The organism is Streptomyces sp. UC4497, assembly GCF_054871485.1.
The window spans coordinates 242,070-258,057 of the sequence record NZ_JBTYHB010000005.1 but is presented as its reverse complement, the minus strand read 5'-3'; the positions used below and the strand labels follow the sequence as shown (position 1 = coordinate 258,057).

General features: G+C 72.0%; 13 protein-coding genes. 10 read left to right on the top strand and 3 right to left on the bottom strand.

What is annotated here, in order from left to right:
• Positions 1–14 precede the first annotated feature (14 nt).
• Both ACYSUO_RS10020 and ACYSUO_RS10015 read right to left on the bottom strand, forming a co-directional pair.
• The gene (locus ACYSUO_RS10020; protein WP_461775798.1) at positions 15–1,088 is read right to left on the bottom strand and encodes a FecCD family ABC transporter permease; all 1,074 of its coding nucleotides are present in this window, start codon (positions 1,086–1,088) and stop codon (positions 15–17) included.
• Between the two features lie 5 nt (positions 1,089–1,093).
• Positions 1,094–2,146 carry a FecCD family ABC transporter permease gene (locus tag ACYSUO_RS10015; protein WP_461775703.1) on the bottom strand — a complete coding sequence of 351 codons (1,053 nt, stop codon included), beginning with the start codon at positions 2,144–2,146 and terminating at the stop codon, positions 1,094–1,096.
• Positions 2,147–2,269: 123 nt separating this feature from the next.
• Here ACYSUO_RS10015 and fes point away from each other — a divergent pair, with 123 nt between their 5' ends.
• The 10 genes from fes to ACYSUO_RS09965 all read left to right on the top strand — a co-directional run bounded on the left by fes (position 2,270) and on the right by ACYSUO_RS09965 (position 15,496).
• On the top strand, positions 2,270–3,634 hold the full coding sequence (gene fes, locus ACYSUO_RS10010) for an enterochelin esterase (protein ID WP_461775702.1): 1,365 nt from the start codon (positions 2,270–2,272) through the stop codon (positions 3,632–3,634).
• Between the two features lie 89 nt (positions 3,635–3,723).
• Positions 3,724–4,707 (top strand): ABC transporter substrate-binding protein, encoded by a 984-nt coding sequence (locus ACYSUO_RS10005; protein ID WP_461775701.1) that lies wholly within the window; start codon positions 3,724–3,726, stop codon positions 4,705–4,707.
• On the top strand, positions 4,707–5,513 hold the full coding sequence (locus ACYSUO_RS10000; protein WP_461775700.1) for a 2,3-dihydro-2,3-dihydroxybenzoate dehydrogenase: 807 nt from the start codon (positions 4,707–4,709) through the stop codon (positions 5,511–5,513). The genes ACYSUO_RS10005 and ACYSUO_RS10000 overlap by 1 nt, the downstream gene beginning before the upstream one ends.
• Before the next feature lie 132 nt (positions 5,514–5,645).
• Positions 5,646–6,875 (top strand): isochorismate synthase, encoded by a 1,230-nt coding sequence (locus ACYSUO_RS09995; protein WP_461775699.1) that lies wholly within the window; start codon positions 5,646–5,648, stop codon positions 6,873–6,875.
• Positions 6,872–8,506, top strand: coding sequence for a (2,3-dihydroxybenzoyl)adenylate synthase (locus ACYSUO_RS09990; protein ID WP_461775698.1), 1,635 nt, complete (start codon positions 6,872–6,874; stop codon positions 8,504–8,506). The genes ACYSUO_RS09995 and ACYSUO_RS09990 overlap by 4 nt, the downstream gene beginning before the upstream one ends.
• A 15-nt stretch (positions 8,507–8,521) precedes the next feature.
• Positions 8,522–9,163, top strand: coding sequence for an isochorismatase family protein (locus ACYSUO_RS09985; RefSeq protein WP_461775697.1), 642 nt, complete (start codon positions 8,522–8,524; stop codon positions 9,161–9,163).
• Positions 9,160–9,399, top strand: coding sequence for a phosphopantetheine-binding protein (locus tag ACYSUO_RS09980; RefSeq protein WP_461775696.1), 240 nt, complete (start codon positions 9,160–9,162; stop codon positions 9,397–9,399). Before ACYSUO_RS09985 ends, ACYSUO_RS09980 begins: the two co-directional genes overlap by 4 nt.
• The gene (locus ACYSUO_RS09975) at positions 9,396–13,292 is read left to right on the top strand and encodes an amino acid adenylation domain-containing protein (RefSeq protein WP_461775695.1); all 3,897 of its coding nucleotides are present in this window, start codon (positions 9,396–9,398) and stop codon (positions 13,290–13,292) included. The genes ACYSUO_RS09980 and ACYSUO_RS09975 overlap by 4 nt, the downstream gene beginning before the upstream one ends.
• A gap of 21 nt (positions 13,293–13,313) precedes the next feature.
• Positions 13,314–14,135 (top strand): class I SAM-dependent methyltransferase, encoded by an 822-nt coding sequence (locus ACYSUO_RS09970; RefSeq protein WP_461775694.1) that lies wholly within the window; start codon positions 13,314–13,316, stop codon positions 14,133–14,135.
• A gap of 395 nt (positions 14,136–14,530) precedes the next feature.
• A complete protein-coding gene (locus tag ACYSUO_RS09965) occupies positions 14,531–15,496 on the top strand; it encodes a TauD/TfdA dioxygenase family protein (protein WP_461775693.1) in 966 nt (321 codons plus the stop codon).
• 39 nt (positions 15,497–15,535) lie between these two features.
• Here the strand turns inward: ACYSUO_RS09965 and ACYSUO_RS09960 are convergent, their stop codons facing one another.
• Complete coding sequence (locus ACYSUO_RS09960) at positions 15,536–15,943, bottom strand: CoA-binding protein (RefSeq protein WP_461775692.1); 408 nt, start codon at positions 15,941–15,943, stop codon at positions 15,536–15,538.
• Between the last annotated feature and the right edge of the window lie 45 nt (positions 15,944–15,988).

Below are 15,988 nucleotides of genomic sequence, written 5' to 3'. Positions count from 1 at the left end.
CGTGTGACACATGCTCAGACGTGGTGCGCCCTGCGCTCCCGCAGCAGCAGCCACGCCAGGAACAGGCCGCCCGCCACGCCCGTCACGACGCCCACCGGCATCAGCGCCGAACCGGTCACGCGCTGCGTCAGCAGATCGGCCGCCGTCACCAGGAGGGCGCCCATCCACGCGGCGGGCAGGACGTTCGGCCCCGCGGCGCGGGTGACACGGCGGGCGAGTTGGGGGGAGGCCATGGCGAGGAACGGGATGGGTCCCGCGGCGGCGACCGCCATCGCGGTCAGGCCCGTGCCCGCGCACAGCAGGATCAGACGGCTGCGCTCCGGCGGCACACCGAGGGCGCCCGCCGTGTCGTCGCCCATCTCCAGCATCGTCAGGCGACGCCCGAACACCATGACCACGGGGACGCAGACGATCAGGCCGAGCGCGGCCGTCCTGGCCTCGGTCCAGCCGCGGTCGTTGAGCGAGCCGATCGTCCAGCTCGCGGCCTGGGCCGCCTTGCCGATGTCGGCACGGACGTAGAGGAAGCTGGTCGCGGCCCCGAGCACCGCGGAGGCCCCGATGCCGACGAGCACGAGCCGGTAGCCGTGCACACCCCGGCGCCAGGCCAGCAGATAGACGGCGATGGCCGTGGCGAAGCCGCCGACGAGCGCGCCGAGCGCGGTCTGCGCGGCGCCCGCATCGAGGAAGATGATGGCGACGAGCGCTCCCGCCGACGCGCCGTTGCCGAACCCGATGATGTCCGGGCTGCCCAGCGGATTGCGGGTGAGCGACTGGAAGACGGCGCCCGCCATGCCCGTCCCGAAGCCGACGAGAACCGCCACGACGGCGCGCGGCAGCCGCAGGTCGAGCACGATGAACTCGGCTCCCGGCGGACCGTTCCCCGCGAACGTCCGCAGCACCTCCATCGGCGACAGCTCGTACGTGCCCGTGCCGACGGAGAGCACCACCAGGCACGCCGTGACCACGATCAGCGCCAGGCAGACGAGCACCGTACGCGGGTCGAAGCGGACCGAGAACCGGCCGGCCCGCAGCCTTCCGCGGCGCAACTCGGCCTTGAGGAACCGGGGTTCCTCCTTCTCCAGGATCACCTGGGTCACAGCTGGGCCACCTTCCGCTGACGTACGAGGTGGACGAAGATCAGCCCGCCGATGAACGACGTGACGATGTCCGCCTGGATCTCCGAGGGCGCCACCACGACGCGGCCGATGACATCCGCCACGAGCAGCAGGGTGGGCGCGAACAGCGCGCAGTAGGGCAGCATCCAGCGGGGATCCGGTCCGGTGAACGCGCGGACCGCGTGCGGGATCATCAGGCCGACGAAGCCGATCGGCCCGCACACGGCGGTGGCGCTGCCGCACAGCAGCGTGATGGCCACGATCGACAGGACTCGGGTGCGCCGCACCGAGGTGCCGAGCGCGCGGGCGTGGTCCTCGCCGAGCGAGAGGGCGCCGAGCGGCCGGGCGAGCGCGAACGCGAGGAGCGCACCGGCGATCAGCAACGGCAGTGCCTTGAGCAGGAGTTCGGGGTCTCGCTTCTCCAGTGTGCCGACGGACCAGAAGCGCATCGAGTCGAGCGTGCTCAGGTCCCACTGCTGGAGCCCGTTGACGTAGCCGAACAGGGCCGCGTTGACGGCCGTGCCGGCGAGCGCGAGCCGTACAGGTGTCGCCGAGCGGGTGCCACCGAGGGCGTTGACGACGATGGCGGCGACGGCGGCGCCGAGCAGTGCGAACCACAGATATCCGGTGAACGACGTGATGCCGAACACGCTGATCGCGGTGACGACGGCGGCCGAAGACCCCGCGTTCACCCCGAGCAGTCCGGGGTCGGCGAGGGGGTTGCGGGTCAGTACCTGCATCACGCCGCCCGCGAGCCCGAGCGCCGCGCCCACGGCGATGCCGATGAACGTCCGGGGGAGCCGCAGTTCGCGAACGATGTTGTCGTTCGCGGAGCCGGACGGCGAGACGAGCCCGCTCCAGACCTGGCCGAGCGTGAGGTGTTCCGTGCCCACCGCGAGCGAGAGGGCGGCCGCCGCGAGGAGCAGCACCAGGCCGATCACGAGTCCCGCGGTGCGGGGTGGGCGGCTGCGTGGCTCGGTGGCCGGGAGTTGCTGTGTTCCGCCGGGGCGGAGTCGTATTCCTGCGGGCATGTGATTAGCTTAGGCTAACCTAACTTCATCTGCTAACAATTACGTCGACAGAAAAGCCTGGGTCACTTCCGGGGCGCAGGCCGTTTCCGGAGAACGCAGGTCGCTTCCGGAGGAAGAGAAGACATGAGCGTCCAGTCCGTTGCCGCCCTGCCGGACCACCGGCCGGACCGCGTCACCGGTGCCCGCGTCGCGCGCCTCAAGGAGTGCATCGCCGCGGCCGACGACGCTCAACGCGCGCACATCGCCGAGGAGTTCTGGCAGGAGGCCGCCGCCCGCGGCACGCCGCTCGTCGAGGAACTCGACGGCGAACCCGACCACCGGGCGGTCACCTTCCTGTGGCGCGGCCACCGCGCCACCCGGCAGGTGCTGCTCATGGTCAGCCACCTCGGCGACCGCGCCCACCTCGCGGGCTCCCTCATGGAGCAGATCCCGGGCACCGACATCTGGCACTTCGGCCTGCGGCTGCGCGCGGACCACCGCGCCTCGTACCGGATCGCCGCCGACGTCTCGGCCAAGGAGCCGCCCGAGGACCCCGAGGTGCTGCAGGCGCGGCTGCGCTCCCTCGCCGTGCACGCGGCGCACGATCCGCTCAACCCCCGCCGCCTGCCCACCCGTTGGGGCGCGGGCGACAACTCCGTCTTCGCCCTGCCCGAGGCCCCCGCCCCGGCGTGGACCGAACAGCGGGGGACCGTGCCCGCCGGGCGCGTGGAACGTCACAGCATCGGCGCGGCCGCGCTGGGCAGCAACCCCGACGTACGTAACGAACGTGATGTGTGGGTGTATTTGCCCCCGGGTTCTCGCGGTGACACGGAACGTCCGGGGCCTCGCGGTGACACCGAACGGCTGCCCGTCCTCGTGCTCTGCGACGGCGACATGTGGTTCGGCCGCGTGGGCCTGCAACACACCCTCGACTCGCTGATCGCCGACGGGCTGCTGCCGCCGCTGGCCGTGCTCGCGCCGGACGCCGTCGACCGGCACACCCGCAACCGTGAACTCGGCGCGCGGGACCCCTTCGTGGAGTTCCTCGCGGACGAGCTGCTGCCGTGGGCGGCGGGCCGCTGGCCCCTCGCCACGGACCCGGCGCGCACCGTCGTCGCGGGACAGAGCCTCGGCGGCCTGGCCGCACTGCACGCGGGGCGGCTGCGACCGGACCGTTTCGGCCATGTTGTCGCCCAGTCGCCCTCGTTGTGGTGGCGGCCGACACTGGCGCCGGGCGTCGTGCAGAAACACATCATCGGCGTGCCGTGGCTCGCCGCCCGGTACGCGGAGACCGAACCCGCGCCGATCACCGTCCACCTCGACGCGGGTCTGCACGAGGGCACGATGGTCGACCACTGCCGGGCGCTCTACGACACGCTGCACTCGGCCCGCTACGAGGTCACCCGGAACGAGTTCAACGGCGGTCACGACTACGCCTGTTGGCATGTCGCTCTCGCCGACACGCTGATTCGTCTCCTGGGTGCCGGCCCCGGCACCGCCCCCGCCTAGCGCGGTCCCTCGGACTTCCCCCACGCATCACCTTCCCCCCCCCCACGCATCACCTCTCTCATCTCATTGCCCTAAGGAGCCCTGCGAACATGTCCTCCCCGAGAATCCGCCGCGCCGCCCTCATACCGGCCGCCGCCGTCACGGGCGCCCTGCTCCTGAGCGCCTGCGGCAGCGACAGCGGAGACGACGCCGGCGGCGCCGAGAAGGCCGGCTCCGCGTCGAAGACGCGGCAGCTCACCGACGCCCAGGGCCGCAAGGTCAAGGTGCCGAGCGACCCGAAGAAGGTCGTCGCGCTGAGCGAGCCGACCCTCGACGCGGCGCTCGCCCTGGGCGTCGAGCCGGTCGGCACCACCGCGGGCCGCGGCCAGAAGGGCGTGTCCTCGTACCTCGCCGACAAGGCGTCCAAGGCGCAGGTCGTCGCCTCCGTCGCCGAGGCCGACATGGAGAAGCTCGCCGCGCTCCAGCCCGACCTGATCCTCCTCGACGAGACGACCGGCGCGAAGAAGACCGTGGACAAGCTCCAGGAGATCGCGCCGACCGTCGTCACCGCGAAGCTCAACGAGAACTGGAAGACGGCCTTCACGGACACCGCGGACGCCCTCAACAAGAAGTCCGACGCCAAGAAGTGGCTCGCCGACTTCGACACGCAGGTCGCCGAGACGAAGAAGAAGCTCGGCGACAACGCGGGCAAGTCCGTCTCGGTCATCCGCTGGCAGGACGGTGCGCCCTCCGTCGTCGGGAAGGGTGAGGGGCACGTCGGCTCGACGCTCAAGGCGCTCGGCATGGACCGGCCCAAGGACCAGCAGGGCGCGAGCACCGGGCACAGCGAGCCGGTGTCCCTGGAGAAGCTGTCGACCATCGACGGCGACTGGCTGTTCTTCGGCGCGCTCGGCGCCAAGGCCGACAGTGAGAAGGCGTACGGCGAGGCCCAAAAGGTCACCAACTTCGGCAAGTTGAAGGCCGAGAAGGGCGACCACGTCGTCGTCATCGACGGCTCCGCCTGGAACAGCGCGGGCGGCCCGCTCGCCGCGCGGATCGTCCTCGACGACATCAAGGGGGCGCTGGCCAAGTGATGTCCCCGGACACTGGTCAGGACCTGGCCGGCCGGCTCGCCCTCGTCACGGGGGCGGGCCGGGGGATCGGCGAGGCGGTCGTCGCCGCGCTCGCCGGGCGCGGTGCGCGTGTCGTTGCCACGGACCTGGATGCCGAAGCCGTCGCGAAGGTCGCGGCCCCTTACGCCGGAGGGCGGGTCGTCGCCCGGGGCCTCGATGTCACCGACGCGGGGGCCGTGGAGGCGCTCGTCGGTGACGTCGAGGACACCCTCGGCCCCCTTGATGTCGCCGTCAACGTCGCCGGGATCCTGCGGGGTTCGGCCGTCGTGGACCTTGCCGATGAGGACTGGGCGGCGTGTTTCGCCGTCAACACCAACGGTGCCATGCACGTCTCGCGTGCCGCCGCGCGGCGGATGACGCGGCGGGGGGCCGGGAGCATCGTCACCGTCGCCTCGAATGCGGCGGGGATTCCGCGGCAGGGCATGGCGGCGTACGCCGCGTCGAAGGCGGCCACCGCGATGTTCACCAAATGCCTTGGGCTGGAGGTGGCCGTGCACGGGGTGCGGTGCAACAACGTGTGTCCGGGGTCGACGCTCACTGACATGCAGCGTGGCATGTGGGAGGCGGCGCCCGGGGGTGACGCGGAGGCCGGTGCGCGGTCCGTGATCGAGGGTGACCTCGCGGCTCACCGGACCGGTATTCCTCTCGGGCGTATCGCTGATCCCGAGGACGTCGCGGAGGCGGTTGCGTTTCTCGCGTGCGATCGGGCTCGGCACATCACGATGCAGGACCTGTACGTCGACGGGGGCGCGACCCTCCGGGGGTGAGCGGGGTTTTCCCCCACCCCACCCCGCCCCTTCCCGAAACCGGGGCTTCGCTCCGGACCCCATTTGTCCTCAAACGCCGGACGGGCTTGATGGGCCCGACGGGCTTGAAGGCCCCCACTCTTGGAGACATCCATGACCACGTCTCTGACCGGTCCGATCACGGTCAATCGTCCCGACGCGCCCGCGTCCGTGCCCGAGCTCGTGGAGCCCGGGTCCGCCACCGCGCTGCTCGAGGAGTACGCACCCGTCACCGATCGATTTCTCGCCACACCGCATCGCACCCTCCTCGGGCGTGGTGTTGTAGCTGAACTACCGCACAGAGAGGGGCCGTTGAGCCCCCGTGTGCGGGCGTTGCTCGATGCCCGGCGGAGTGCCGGGGATCCGAATCCCGTGGTGATGGGTGCGCTGCCCTTCGCCCCGGACGCGGCTCCCGCCCTCGCCGTTCCGGAGACCGTGCGGTGGGCGCCGCCGTTGCGTGAGGACCCGCTCATCGCGCTGCCCGTGCCGTCGGCCGGGGACGCCGCCGACTGGACGGTGCGCGAGGTTCCGGAGCCGGGGGTGTACGGCGCCGCCGTCGCCGCGGCCGTCGAGCGGATGAAGGCCGGTGAGTTCGACAAGGTCGTGCTCGCCCGGACCCTCGAACTGACCGCAGCCAAGGCCCCCGACCTCTCTGTCATGCTGCGGCGCCTCGCCCGCCGCGACCCGGCCGGCTACACCTTCGCCGTGCCCAGCGCCCCCGGCCGTACGCTCATCGGCGCGAGCCCCGAACTCCTCGTCTCCCGCAGCGGGTCGATGCTCACCGCCAACCCCCTTGCCGGCTCCGCGCCGCGTTCCGCCGACCTCGCCGAGGACGTGCGTCGCGCCGCCGCGCTCCTCGAATCGGCGAAGGATCTGCACGAGCACGCCGTCGTCGTGGACGCGGTGCGGGCGGCCCTCGCCCCGTTCTGCCGGACCATCGACGTTCCCGTCCGGCCCACCCTCGTACGGACCGCCGCTATGTGGCACCTGTCCACGACCGTGACCGGTGAACTCGCCGACCCCGAGCGGACGACCGCCCTCGACCTCGCCTCCGCCCTGCATCCCACCCCCGCCGTGTGCGGCACCCCGACCGACCTCGCGCGTCAAGTCATCGCGGAGTCCGAGCCGTTCGACCGCGGCGCCTACACCGGCATGGTCGGCTGGCAGAACGCGGACGGCGACGGCGAGTGGGTCGTCACCATCCGCTGCGCCGAGGCCGAGGGCAGGCTGCTGCGCCTGTTCGCGGGCGCGGGTGTCGTCGCCGAGTCCTCGCCGGAGGCGGAGACCGCCGAGACCGGTGCGAAGTTCCGTACGTTCCTGAACGCCGTGGGAGCCACCCTGTGACCAGCCCCATCACCCCCGGTGTCGACGCGCCCACCTGGCCCGCCGAGTACGCCGAGCGTTATCGCGCCGCCGGGTACTGGCGCGGCGAGACCTTCGGCGGCGTGCTGCGCGAGCGTGCCGAATCGCATCCCGATCGCGTCGCCCTCGTCGACCCCGCGCCGTCCAGACGTACCTGGACCTATCGCCAACTCGACGAGCTTGTGGACCGGTTGGCCGCCGGGTTCGTGGCGCGCGGCATACGCAAGGGCGACCGCGTCGTCGTGCAGCTGCCGAACGTCGGCGAGTTCGTCGAGGTCGTCTTCGCCCTGTTCCGCATCGGCGCGCTGCCCGTGTACGCGCTGCCCGCGCACCGCGAGAGCGAGATCTCGTACTTCTGCTCCTTCACCGAGGCCGTCGCCTACGTGATCCCCGAGCGGCACGCCGGATTCGACCACCGGGCGCTCGCGAGCAAGGTGCGGGCCGAGGCCCCGAGCCTGAAGCACGTGTTCGTGGTCGGGGGCGACCCCGGCGAGCACACTTCGCTGTCCGAAGTTCCCACCAAGCCGGTCGAGTTGGATGGCCCCGAGCCGCACGAGCTCGCCTTCCTTCAGCTTTCCGGTGGCACCACCGGGCGGCCCAAGCTCATCCCGCGCACCCACGACGACTACATGTACTCGCTGTGGGGCTCGAACGAGATCTGCGGCGTCGACGCCGACACCCGCTTCCTCGTCGCCCTCCCCGCCGCCCACAACTACCCGATGAGCAGCCCCGGTTGGCTCGGTGTGCTGTACGCGGGCGGCACCGTCGTGCTCGCGCCCGCGCCCGACCCGGACACCGCGTTCCCGCTCGTCGCGAGCGAGCGGATCACCATGACCGGGCTCGTCCCGCCGCTCGCCCTCGTCTGGACCGACTCCGCGGACGGTACCGCGCACGATCTGTCGACCCTGGAACTCGTCCTGGTCGGCGGCGCCAAGTACAGCGAACAGGCCGCGCGCCGCCTCGAACCCGCCCTCGGCTGCAAGCTCATGCAGGTCTTCGGCATGGCGGAAGGGCTCGTCAACTACACGCGCCTGGATGATGATTCGGAGATCGTCGTCTCGACGCAGGGGCTGCCGATCTCCCCGGACGACGAGGTCCGCGTCGTCGACGACGCCGACCAGGACGTCCCCGACGGCGACTTCGGGCACCTGATCACCCGCGGTCCGTACACCATCCGCGGCTACTGGCGCGCCCCCGAGCACAACGCCCGCTCCTTCACCGCCGACGGCTTCTACCGCACCGGCGACATCGTGCGGCGCACCCCGACCGGGCACCTCGTCGTCGAGGGCCGGGCCAAGGACCAGATCAACCGGGGCGGCGAGAAGATCGCCCCGGAGGAGATCGAGAACATCCTCCTCGCCCACCCCGCCGTGCACGACGTCTCCGTCGTCGGCGTCCCCGACGAGTATCTCGGCGAGCGCTCCCTCGCCTACGTCATCCTGCGCGCGGACGCCGAACCCCTGAGGTCCGTCGCCGTGAAGCGGTTCGTACGGGAGCGGGGCGTGGCCGGGTACAAGGTGCCCGACCTCGTCGAATTCGTCGACGCCTTCCCGCAGACCGGCATCGGCAAGATCAGCAAGAAGCACCAGCGGTCCGCCGCCGAGCAGCACTGAGAGGTACCCCCCACCATGGCCCTGCCCGCCATCGCCGCCTATCCGCTCCCGACCCCCGAGGAGCTCCCCGCGAACCGTGTCCCGTGGACCGTCGACCCGGCCCGCGCCGTGCTGCTCGTGCACGATCTCCAGCACCACTTCCTCGCCAAGTACCCCCAGGCCGAACAGCCGTTGACCGGCATGCTCGACAACACCGCCCGGCTGCTCAAGGAGAGCCGTGGGCTTGGCATCCCCGTGTACTACTCCGCGCAGCGTGGCGGCCAGACCCCCGAGGAGCGTGGCCTCCAGCTCGACTTCTGGGGGCCCGGTGTCGCCGACGACCCTGCCGTCCTCGCCATGCCCGAGGCCGTGGCGCCCGAGGACGGTGACACGGTCCTCACCAAGTGGAAGTACAGCGCGTTCGTCCGTACCCAACTAGAGGAACTGATGCGGGAGTCGGGACGTGACCAGCTGGTGATCGTCGGTGTGTACGCGCACATCGGCGTCATGATCAGCGCAGCCGACGCGTGGATGCGGGACATCCAGGCGTTCGTCGTCGCGGACGCCGTCGCCGACTTCACGCGCGAGGACCACGACATGGCGCTGCGCTGGGCGGCGGGCCGCTGCGCCGTCGTCACCACCACCGACACGTTCATCGAGGAGGTACGGGCCGCATGACCACGCTCACCGTTCAGAAGATCCGCGAGGACGTCGCCGACTGCCTGGGCGAGGACGACCCCGCCGAGATACCCCTCGACGAGAACCTCGTCGACTACGGGCTCGACTCCGTGCGCGTCATGACCCTCCTCGAGCGCTGGCGCAGGGACCACGGCGCCGAGGCCTCGTTCGTCGACCTCGCCGGGCAGCCGGCCATCGAGGCCTGGGTGAAGATCCTCGGGGTGGCCGGCTCATGACCGCACTGATCAGCGAGCCCACCGAGGCCCGTGACCTCGTGCTGCCGCTCACCTCCGCCCAGTACGGCATGTGGTTCGCGCAGGCCCTCGACCCGCTCAGCCCCGCGCAGAACACCGCCGAGTACCTGGAGATCGACGGCGACCTCGACCCGGAGCTCTTCGCCGAGGCGCTGCGCCGGGTCGTCGCCGAGGCCGACGCGCTGCGCGTCCGCGTCGAGGACACCGCCGACGGGCCGCGCCAACGGGTGTGCGGCAGCGTCGAGTTGCCGCTGACCGTGCGCGAGGACCTGAGCGAGGACGAGGCCCTGGCCTGGATGCGCGCCGACCTCGCCGAGCCCTGCGACCTGGCCAAGGGACCGCTGTTCGGGCACGCCCTGTTCCGTGTGGGGGAGCGGCGCTGGCTCTGGTACCAGCGCATCCACCACCTCGTCATCGACGGCTTCGGCTACTCCCTGCTCGTCGGCCGAACCGCCGCCCTCTACACGGCACTTGTGCGCGGCGAGGACCCAGGACCGCGCGCCTTCGAGACGCTCGCCGACCTGCTGGCCATCGACGCCGAGTACCGCGCGTCCGACGCCTTCGCCGCCGACCGCGCGCACTGGGGCGAGGCCTTCGCCGACCGCCCGGGGGCCCCCCGGCTCGCGGGGCGCGGCGCCCTGCCGTCCCGCACCTTCCACCGCCGTACGACACGGATCGCGCCGGAGACGACCGAGCGGCTCAAGGAACTCGCCGCGAGCACCCGTGCCACCTGGCCCGACGTCCTCATCGCCGCGCAGGCCCTCTACACCTCCCGCGCCACGGGCCGCTCGGACGTCGTCCTCGGCCTGCCGATGATGGGCCGGATGGGCTCGGTCGCGCTGCGCGTCCCCGGCATGGTGATGAACGTGCTGCCGCTGCGGCTGACCGTCACCCCGGAGGCCACGTTCGCGGAACTCGTCCGCCAAGTCGTCCTCGGCGTACGGAAGGTGCGCCGCCACCAGCGCTACCGCTACGAGGACATCCGCCGCGACCTCGGCCTGCTCGGCGAGAGCCGGGGCCTCGTCGGGCCGCTCGTCAACGTCATGCCGTTCGACTACGGCGCCGAGTTCGCGGGCGCCCCGGCCCGCGCCCACAACCTGTCGGCAGGCCCCGTCGACGACCTCACGGTCAACATCTACGACCGCGCCGACGGCCGCGGACTGCGCATCGACCACGACGGCAACCCGGCTCTCTACGCGGACGAGGACCTCGCCGCGCACCAGAACCGGTTCCTCGACCTCCTGGGGCGCCTCGCCGAGACCGACCCGGCGGCCCCGCTCGCCGCGCACACCATCGCCACGCCCGCCGAACTCTCCCTCGTCCTCGACGAGTTCAACCGCACCGAACGGGCCCTGCCGCCCACCACCCTCATCGGCCCCATCGAGGCGCAGGCCACCCGCACCCCCGACGCGACCGCGCTCGTGTACGACGGGACGGTACTGACGTACGCGCAACTCAACGCGCGGGCCAACCAGTTGGCGCGCCACCTGCAAGCACTGGGGGCAGCTCCGGGCCGCCTCGTCGCGGTCTCCGTGCCACGCTCGGCCGAGCTGATCGTGACGCTGCTCGCCGTCCTCAAGTCCGGTGCCGCGTATCTGCCGCTCGACCCGGACTACCCCGAGCAGCGCCTCACGTACATGCTCCAGGACGCCGAACCCGTCTGCGCCGTCACCGATGTCGCGGACCGTCTCCCGGACGACGCGGGCACACCGCTCGCCGTCCTCGAAGGGCTCGACCTCTCCGCGTACGCCACCGTCGACCCCGGCCGCGCGCTCACCCCCGCCCACCCCGCGTACGTCATCTACACCTCGGGCTCGACCGGCCGGCCCAAGGGTGTCGTCGTCCCGCACTCCGCGATCGACAACCGGCTGCGCTGGATGCAGCACGAGTACGGCATCGGGGCGGCGGACGTCGTCCTTCAGAAGACACCGTCCTCGTTCGACGTGTCGGTGTGGGAGTTCTTCTGGCCGCTGCGCGAGGGCGCGACGCTCGTCGTCGCCGAGCCGGGCGGCCACAAGGACCCGGCGTATCTCGCCCGGATCATCCGCCAACAGGCCGTCACCACGTGCCACTTCGTGCCGTCCATGCTCCAGGTGTTCCTCGCGGAACCGGACGCCGCCTCGTGCGCGGGCGCGCTGCGCCGCGTCTTCTGCAGCGGCGAGGCCCTGCCCCGCGAGACGGCGAACGCCTTCGCGCGGACGCTCCCCGGCGTGGCACTGCACAACCTGTACGGCCCGACGGAGGCCGCCGTCGACGTCACGTACCACGCGTGCGAGCCGTCCGGTACGGGCCCCGTGCCGATCGGTCGGCCGGTGTGGAACACCCGCCTGTACGTCCTCGACCCGGCCGGGCAGCCGTGCCCGCCCGGCGTGACCGGCGAACTGCACCTGGCAGGACGCCAGCTGGCGGACGGCTATCTCAACCGGCCCGAGCTGACGGACGAGCGCTTCGTCCCCGACCCCTTCAGCGCCTATGAGGGCGGCCGCATGTACCGCACCGGCGACCTGGCCCGCTGGACCGAACGCGGCGAGGTCGAGTACCTCGGCCGCACCGACCACCAGGTCAAGCTGCGCGGGCAGCGCATCGAACTCGGCGAGATCGAGGCCGAGTTGGTGGCGCTGGAGGGCGTCGACGGTTCGTGTGCGCTGGTCCTCGACGACCGCCTCGTCGGATACGTGACCGGGGCCTCGCTCGACCCCGCGCGGATGCGCGCCGCGCTCGCCCGGACCCTGCCCGAGCACATGGTGCCGTCGGCGATCGTGCCGCTCGACGCGTTCCCGCTCAGCCCCAACGGCAAGCTGGACCGCCGCGAACTCCCCGCGCCCGTGTTCGAGGGAAGCGGAACGGGCCGTCGCCCGTCGACCCCGCGCGAGGAGACGCTCACCCGCCTCTTCGCCGAAGTCCTCGACGCCGAAGGGACGGGCCCGGACGACGCCTTCTTCGACCTGGGCGGCACCTCGCTGCTCGCGGTGCGGCTCGTCAACCGGATCCGCGAGGAGCTGGGCGCGGAGCTGACCATCGGCTCCCTCTTCGAATCCCCGACCCCGGCTGCGCTCGCGGCCCGCATCGACGACGCGTCACCGGTGTCCACGGACGCCCTGGGTGTCGTGCTGCCGCTGCGCCGCGAGGGCTCCCGCCCGCCGCTCTTCGCGATCCACCCGGCGGGCGGCATCTCCTGGTGCTACGCCGGCCTGACCGCACGCCTCGACCGGGACCAGCCCGTCCACGCGCTCCAGGCGCGCGGCCTCACCTCGGACGATCCGCTGCCGGGCACCCTGTGGGAGCAGGCGGCGGACTACGTGGACGAGATCCGGCGGATCCGCCCGCACGGCCCGTACCGGCTCATCGGCTGGTCGGTCGGCGGCATCCTCGCGCACACGGTCGCCGTGCTGCTCCAGGAGGCCGGCGAACAGGTCGAACTCCTCGCGCTGCTCGACGCGTTCCCGGCGGAACAGTGGCGCGAACGCCCCGCTCCCGAGGAGGGCGACGCACTCACGGCCGTCCTGCGCATGGCGGGCTTCGAACGCACCGACGAGGCCACCCGCGAGGACGTCCTGGCCACCCTGCGCAAGGCGGGCAGCCCCCTCGCGGGCCTCAAGGACAGCACGCTCTCGCGGATCGTCGACATCGTCCCCAACCACGCCCGCATGATGCGCGCCCACGCACACCGCCGCTACGAGGGCGACGTCCTCTTCTTCACGGCCGCCGCGCCGCGCCCCGAGAACTGGCTGACCCGCGAGGCCTGGCGCCCGCACATCACGGGCCGGATCACCAACCACGACCTGCCGTGCACCCACCCTGAGCTGCTCAAGGAGGATTACGTGGACCGGATCGCGGAGGCCCTCGCGCACCGTTTGAAGGAGCTGGGCGACTGACGGAGTTGTAGCGTGCGGCAGATGACCGGCACCGACCGCGAACGCCTGCGCCGCACCTTCACCCAGGACGCCGAACTCTACGACCGCGCCCGCCCCGGCTACCCGCCCCGTGTGTTCGACGACCTCGCCGAACTGGCAGGGGCGGGGCCGGGGTGCCGCGTGCTGGAGATCGGGTGCGGCACGGGGAAGGCGACCGTGCCGCTGGCCGAGCGGGGCTGCCGGGTCGTCGGGGTGGAGCTGGGCGCGGAGATGGCGGCCGTGGCGCGCCGCAAGCTCCCCGACGCGACCGTCGACGTGGCGGCCTTCGAGGACTGGCCGCTGCCGCCCGAGCCCTTCGACCTCGTCCTCGCCGCGACCTCCTTCCACTGGATCGACCCCGCCGTACGCATCGCCAAGAGCGCGGACGCGCTGCGCCCCGGCGGCACCCTCGCCACCGTCTCGACCCACCACGTCGCGGGCGGCACCGAGGACTTCTTCGCCGAGGTCCAGGGCTGCTACGAGCGCTTCGACCCGACGACCCCGCCGGGCCTGCGCCTCACCCCGGCCGCCGACATCCCGTACGACAGCCAGGAGGCGCCGAACCGCAACGTCGAACAGGGCAACGCGGCGCTGCCCGGCGCCGACCGCTTCGAGCCGCCCGTCTTCCGCCGCTACGAGCGCGAACTCACCTACCGCACCGCGGACTACCTCGACCTGCTGTGCACCTTCTCCGGCACGCTCGCCCTCGCCCCGGCCGCCCGCGCCGGCCTGCTCGACTGCATCGGCACACTCATCGACACGCGCTACAGCGGCCGGGTCGCGAAGCGCTACCTGACCGAACTCCGCCTCGCCGTACGGCGGTAGCGGGCTCGCGTCCGTCTCGCGCGGCGCCCCGTACTCCGTGACGAGAAGCGCGGCCGGTCCAGCATGTGGGAACACATGTCACACGCATTGCAGGGTCGTGAAGCGATCCGGCGGAGCCTTGACCGGCCCTCGGGCCGCTGGCCAAGCTCCTGTTCATGACCGCGACGACGATGCAGCTCGTGACGCGGCTCCACGTCGACCTGGAGCGCCCGGCACCGTCGGCGTGTCCGCGCCGCTGCCGCCCGGCACCGTGCGCGTGTCCGTGCCGCTGACGCTCGCGACCTGCAGCTCTCGCTCCCACCGCGGCCTTCCGCCCCTGTGCTCGCCCTGTGCCGCAGCCTGCCGCCCCCGGCGGAGGCGGAAACCGCCCACCCACCCAGTGAAGGGGTCCCGCCATGACGTCCACCGCACCCGCCGCGCAGACCGCATCCGAAGTCACCGTTCAGAAGGTCGGCGGCCGGCTCGGCGCCGTGCTCTCCGGCGTCCGCCTCGGGGGAGACCTGGACGAGGCCACCGTGGCCGCCGTCCGGGCCGCCATCCTGGAACACAAGGTCGTCTTCTTCCGCGACCAGGACCACCTCGACGCCGGGAGCCACGAGGCGTTCGCCCGCCACCTCGGCACCCCGGTCGCCCACCCCACCGTCCCGTCCGTCGACGGCCGCTACGCGCTCGGCATCGACAACGAGCACGGCGGGCGCGCCAACCAGTGGCACACCGACGTCACGTTCGTGCCCGCGTACCCCGCCTTCTCCATCCTGCGCGCCGAGGTCGTCCCGCCGTACGGCGGCAACACCCTGTGGTCCAACACCGCGGCCGCCTACGCCGAACTCCCGGAACCCCTGCGGGTGTTGGCCGACAGCCTGCGCGGCGTGCACACCAACGACTACGACTACGCGGCCGCCCGCCCGGAGGCCCCCTCCGTGGCGCTGGAGCAGCATCGCAAGGTGTTCACGTCGACCAAGTTCCAGACCGAGCACCCGGTCGCGCGAGTGCACCCGGAGACCGGCGAACGCACGCTGATCCTCGGCAACTTCCTCCAGAAGCTCACCGGCTTCAACGCCCGCGACTCACGCGCGCTGATCGGCATCCTCCAGTCGCACGTCGAGCGCCCGGAGAACACGGTCCGCTGGCAGTGGCGCGCCGGCGATGTCGCCATCTGGGACAACCGGGCGACCCAGCACTACGGCGTGGACGACTCCGACGCCCACACGCGCACCCTGCGCCGCGTCACCATCGACGGCGACGTCCCGGTCGGCGTGGACGGCCGCCGCTCGACGCTGCTGCTGCCCGAGGCGGTCCCGGAGCCCGAGTACGGCATCGCCTCCGGCGCCTCGACGGACGGGGTGTTCGCGCAGGCGTAGGGCCTGTCTTCAAAACTCCCGTCTCGCGCGGAGGGAGGGTCAGCCGAGCCGCGGGATCTCGATGGCCGGGCACTTGTCCATCACCATGGAGATCCCCGCGGCCCGCGTCCGCTCGTACGCCGCCTCGTCGACGACACCGAGCTGGAACCAGACCGCCTTCGCACCGATGGCGGCGGCCTCGTCGGCGACGGGGCCCGCGAGGTCGCTGTTGACGAAGACATCGACCACGTCGACGGGGAAGGGGATGTCCGCGAGCGAGGCGTAGCCCTGCTCGCCGTGCACGGTCTCCGCCTTCGGGTGCACTGGCACGACCCGCTTGCCGAAACGCTGGAGCACGTCGGCCACCCCGTAGGCGGCGCGCGCCTGGTTCGAGGAGAGGCCGACCACCGCCCAGGTGTCCCCGGTCTCGGTGAGGATCTTGCGGACCGTGTCGTGATCGCCGTACATGGGACCTCCTGAGGAGCGGGACTGTATCCATACGGGGTAACTCCC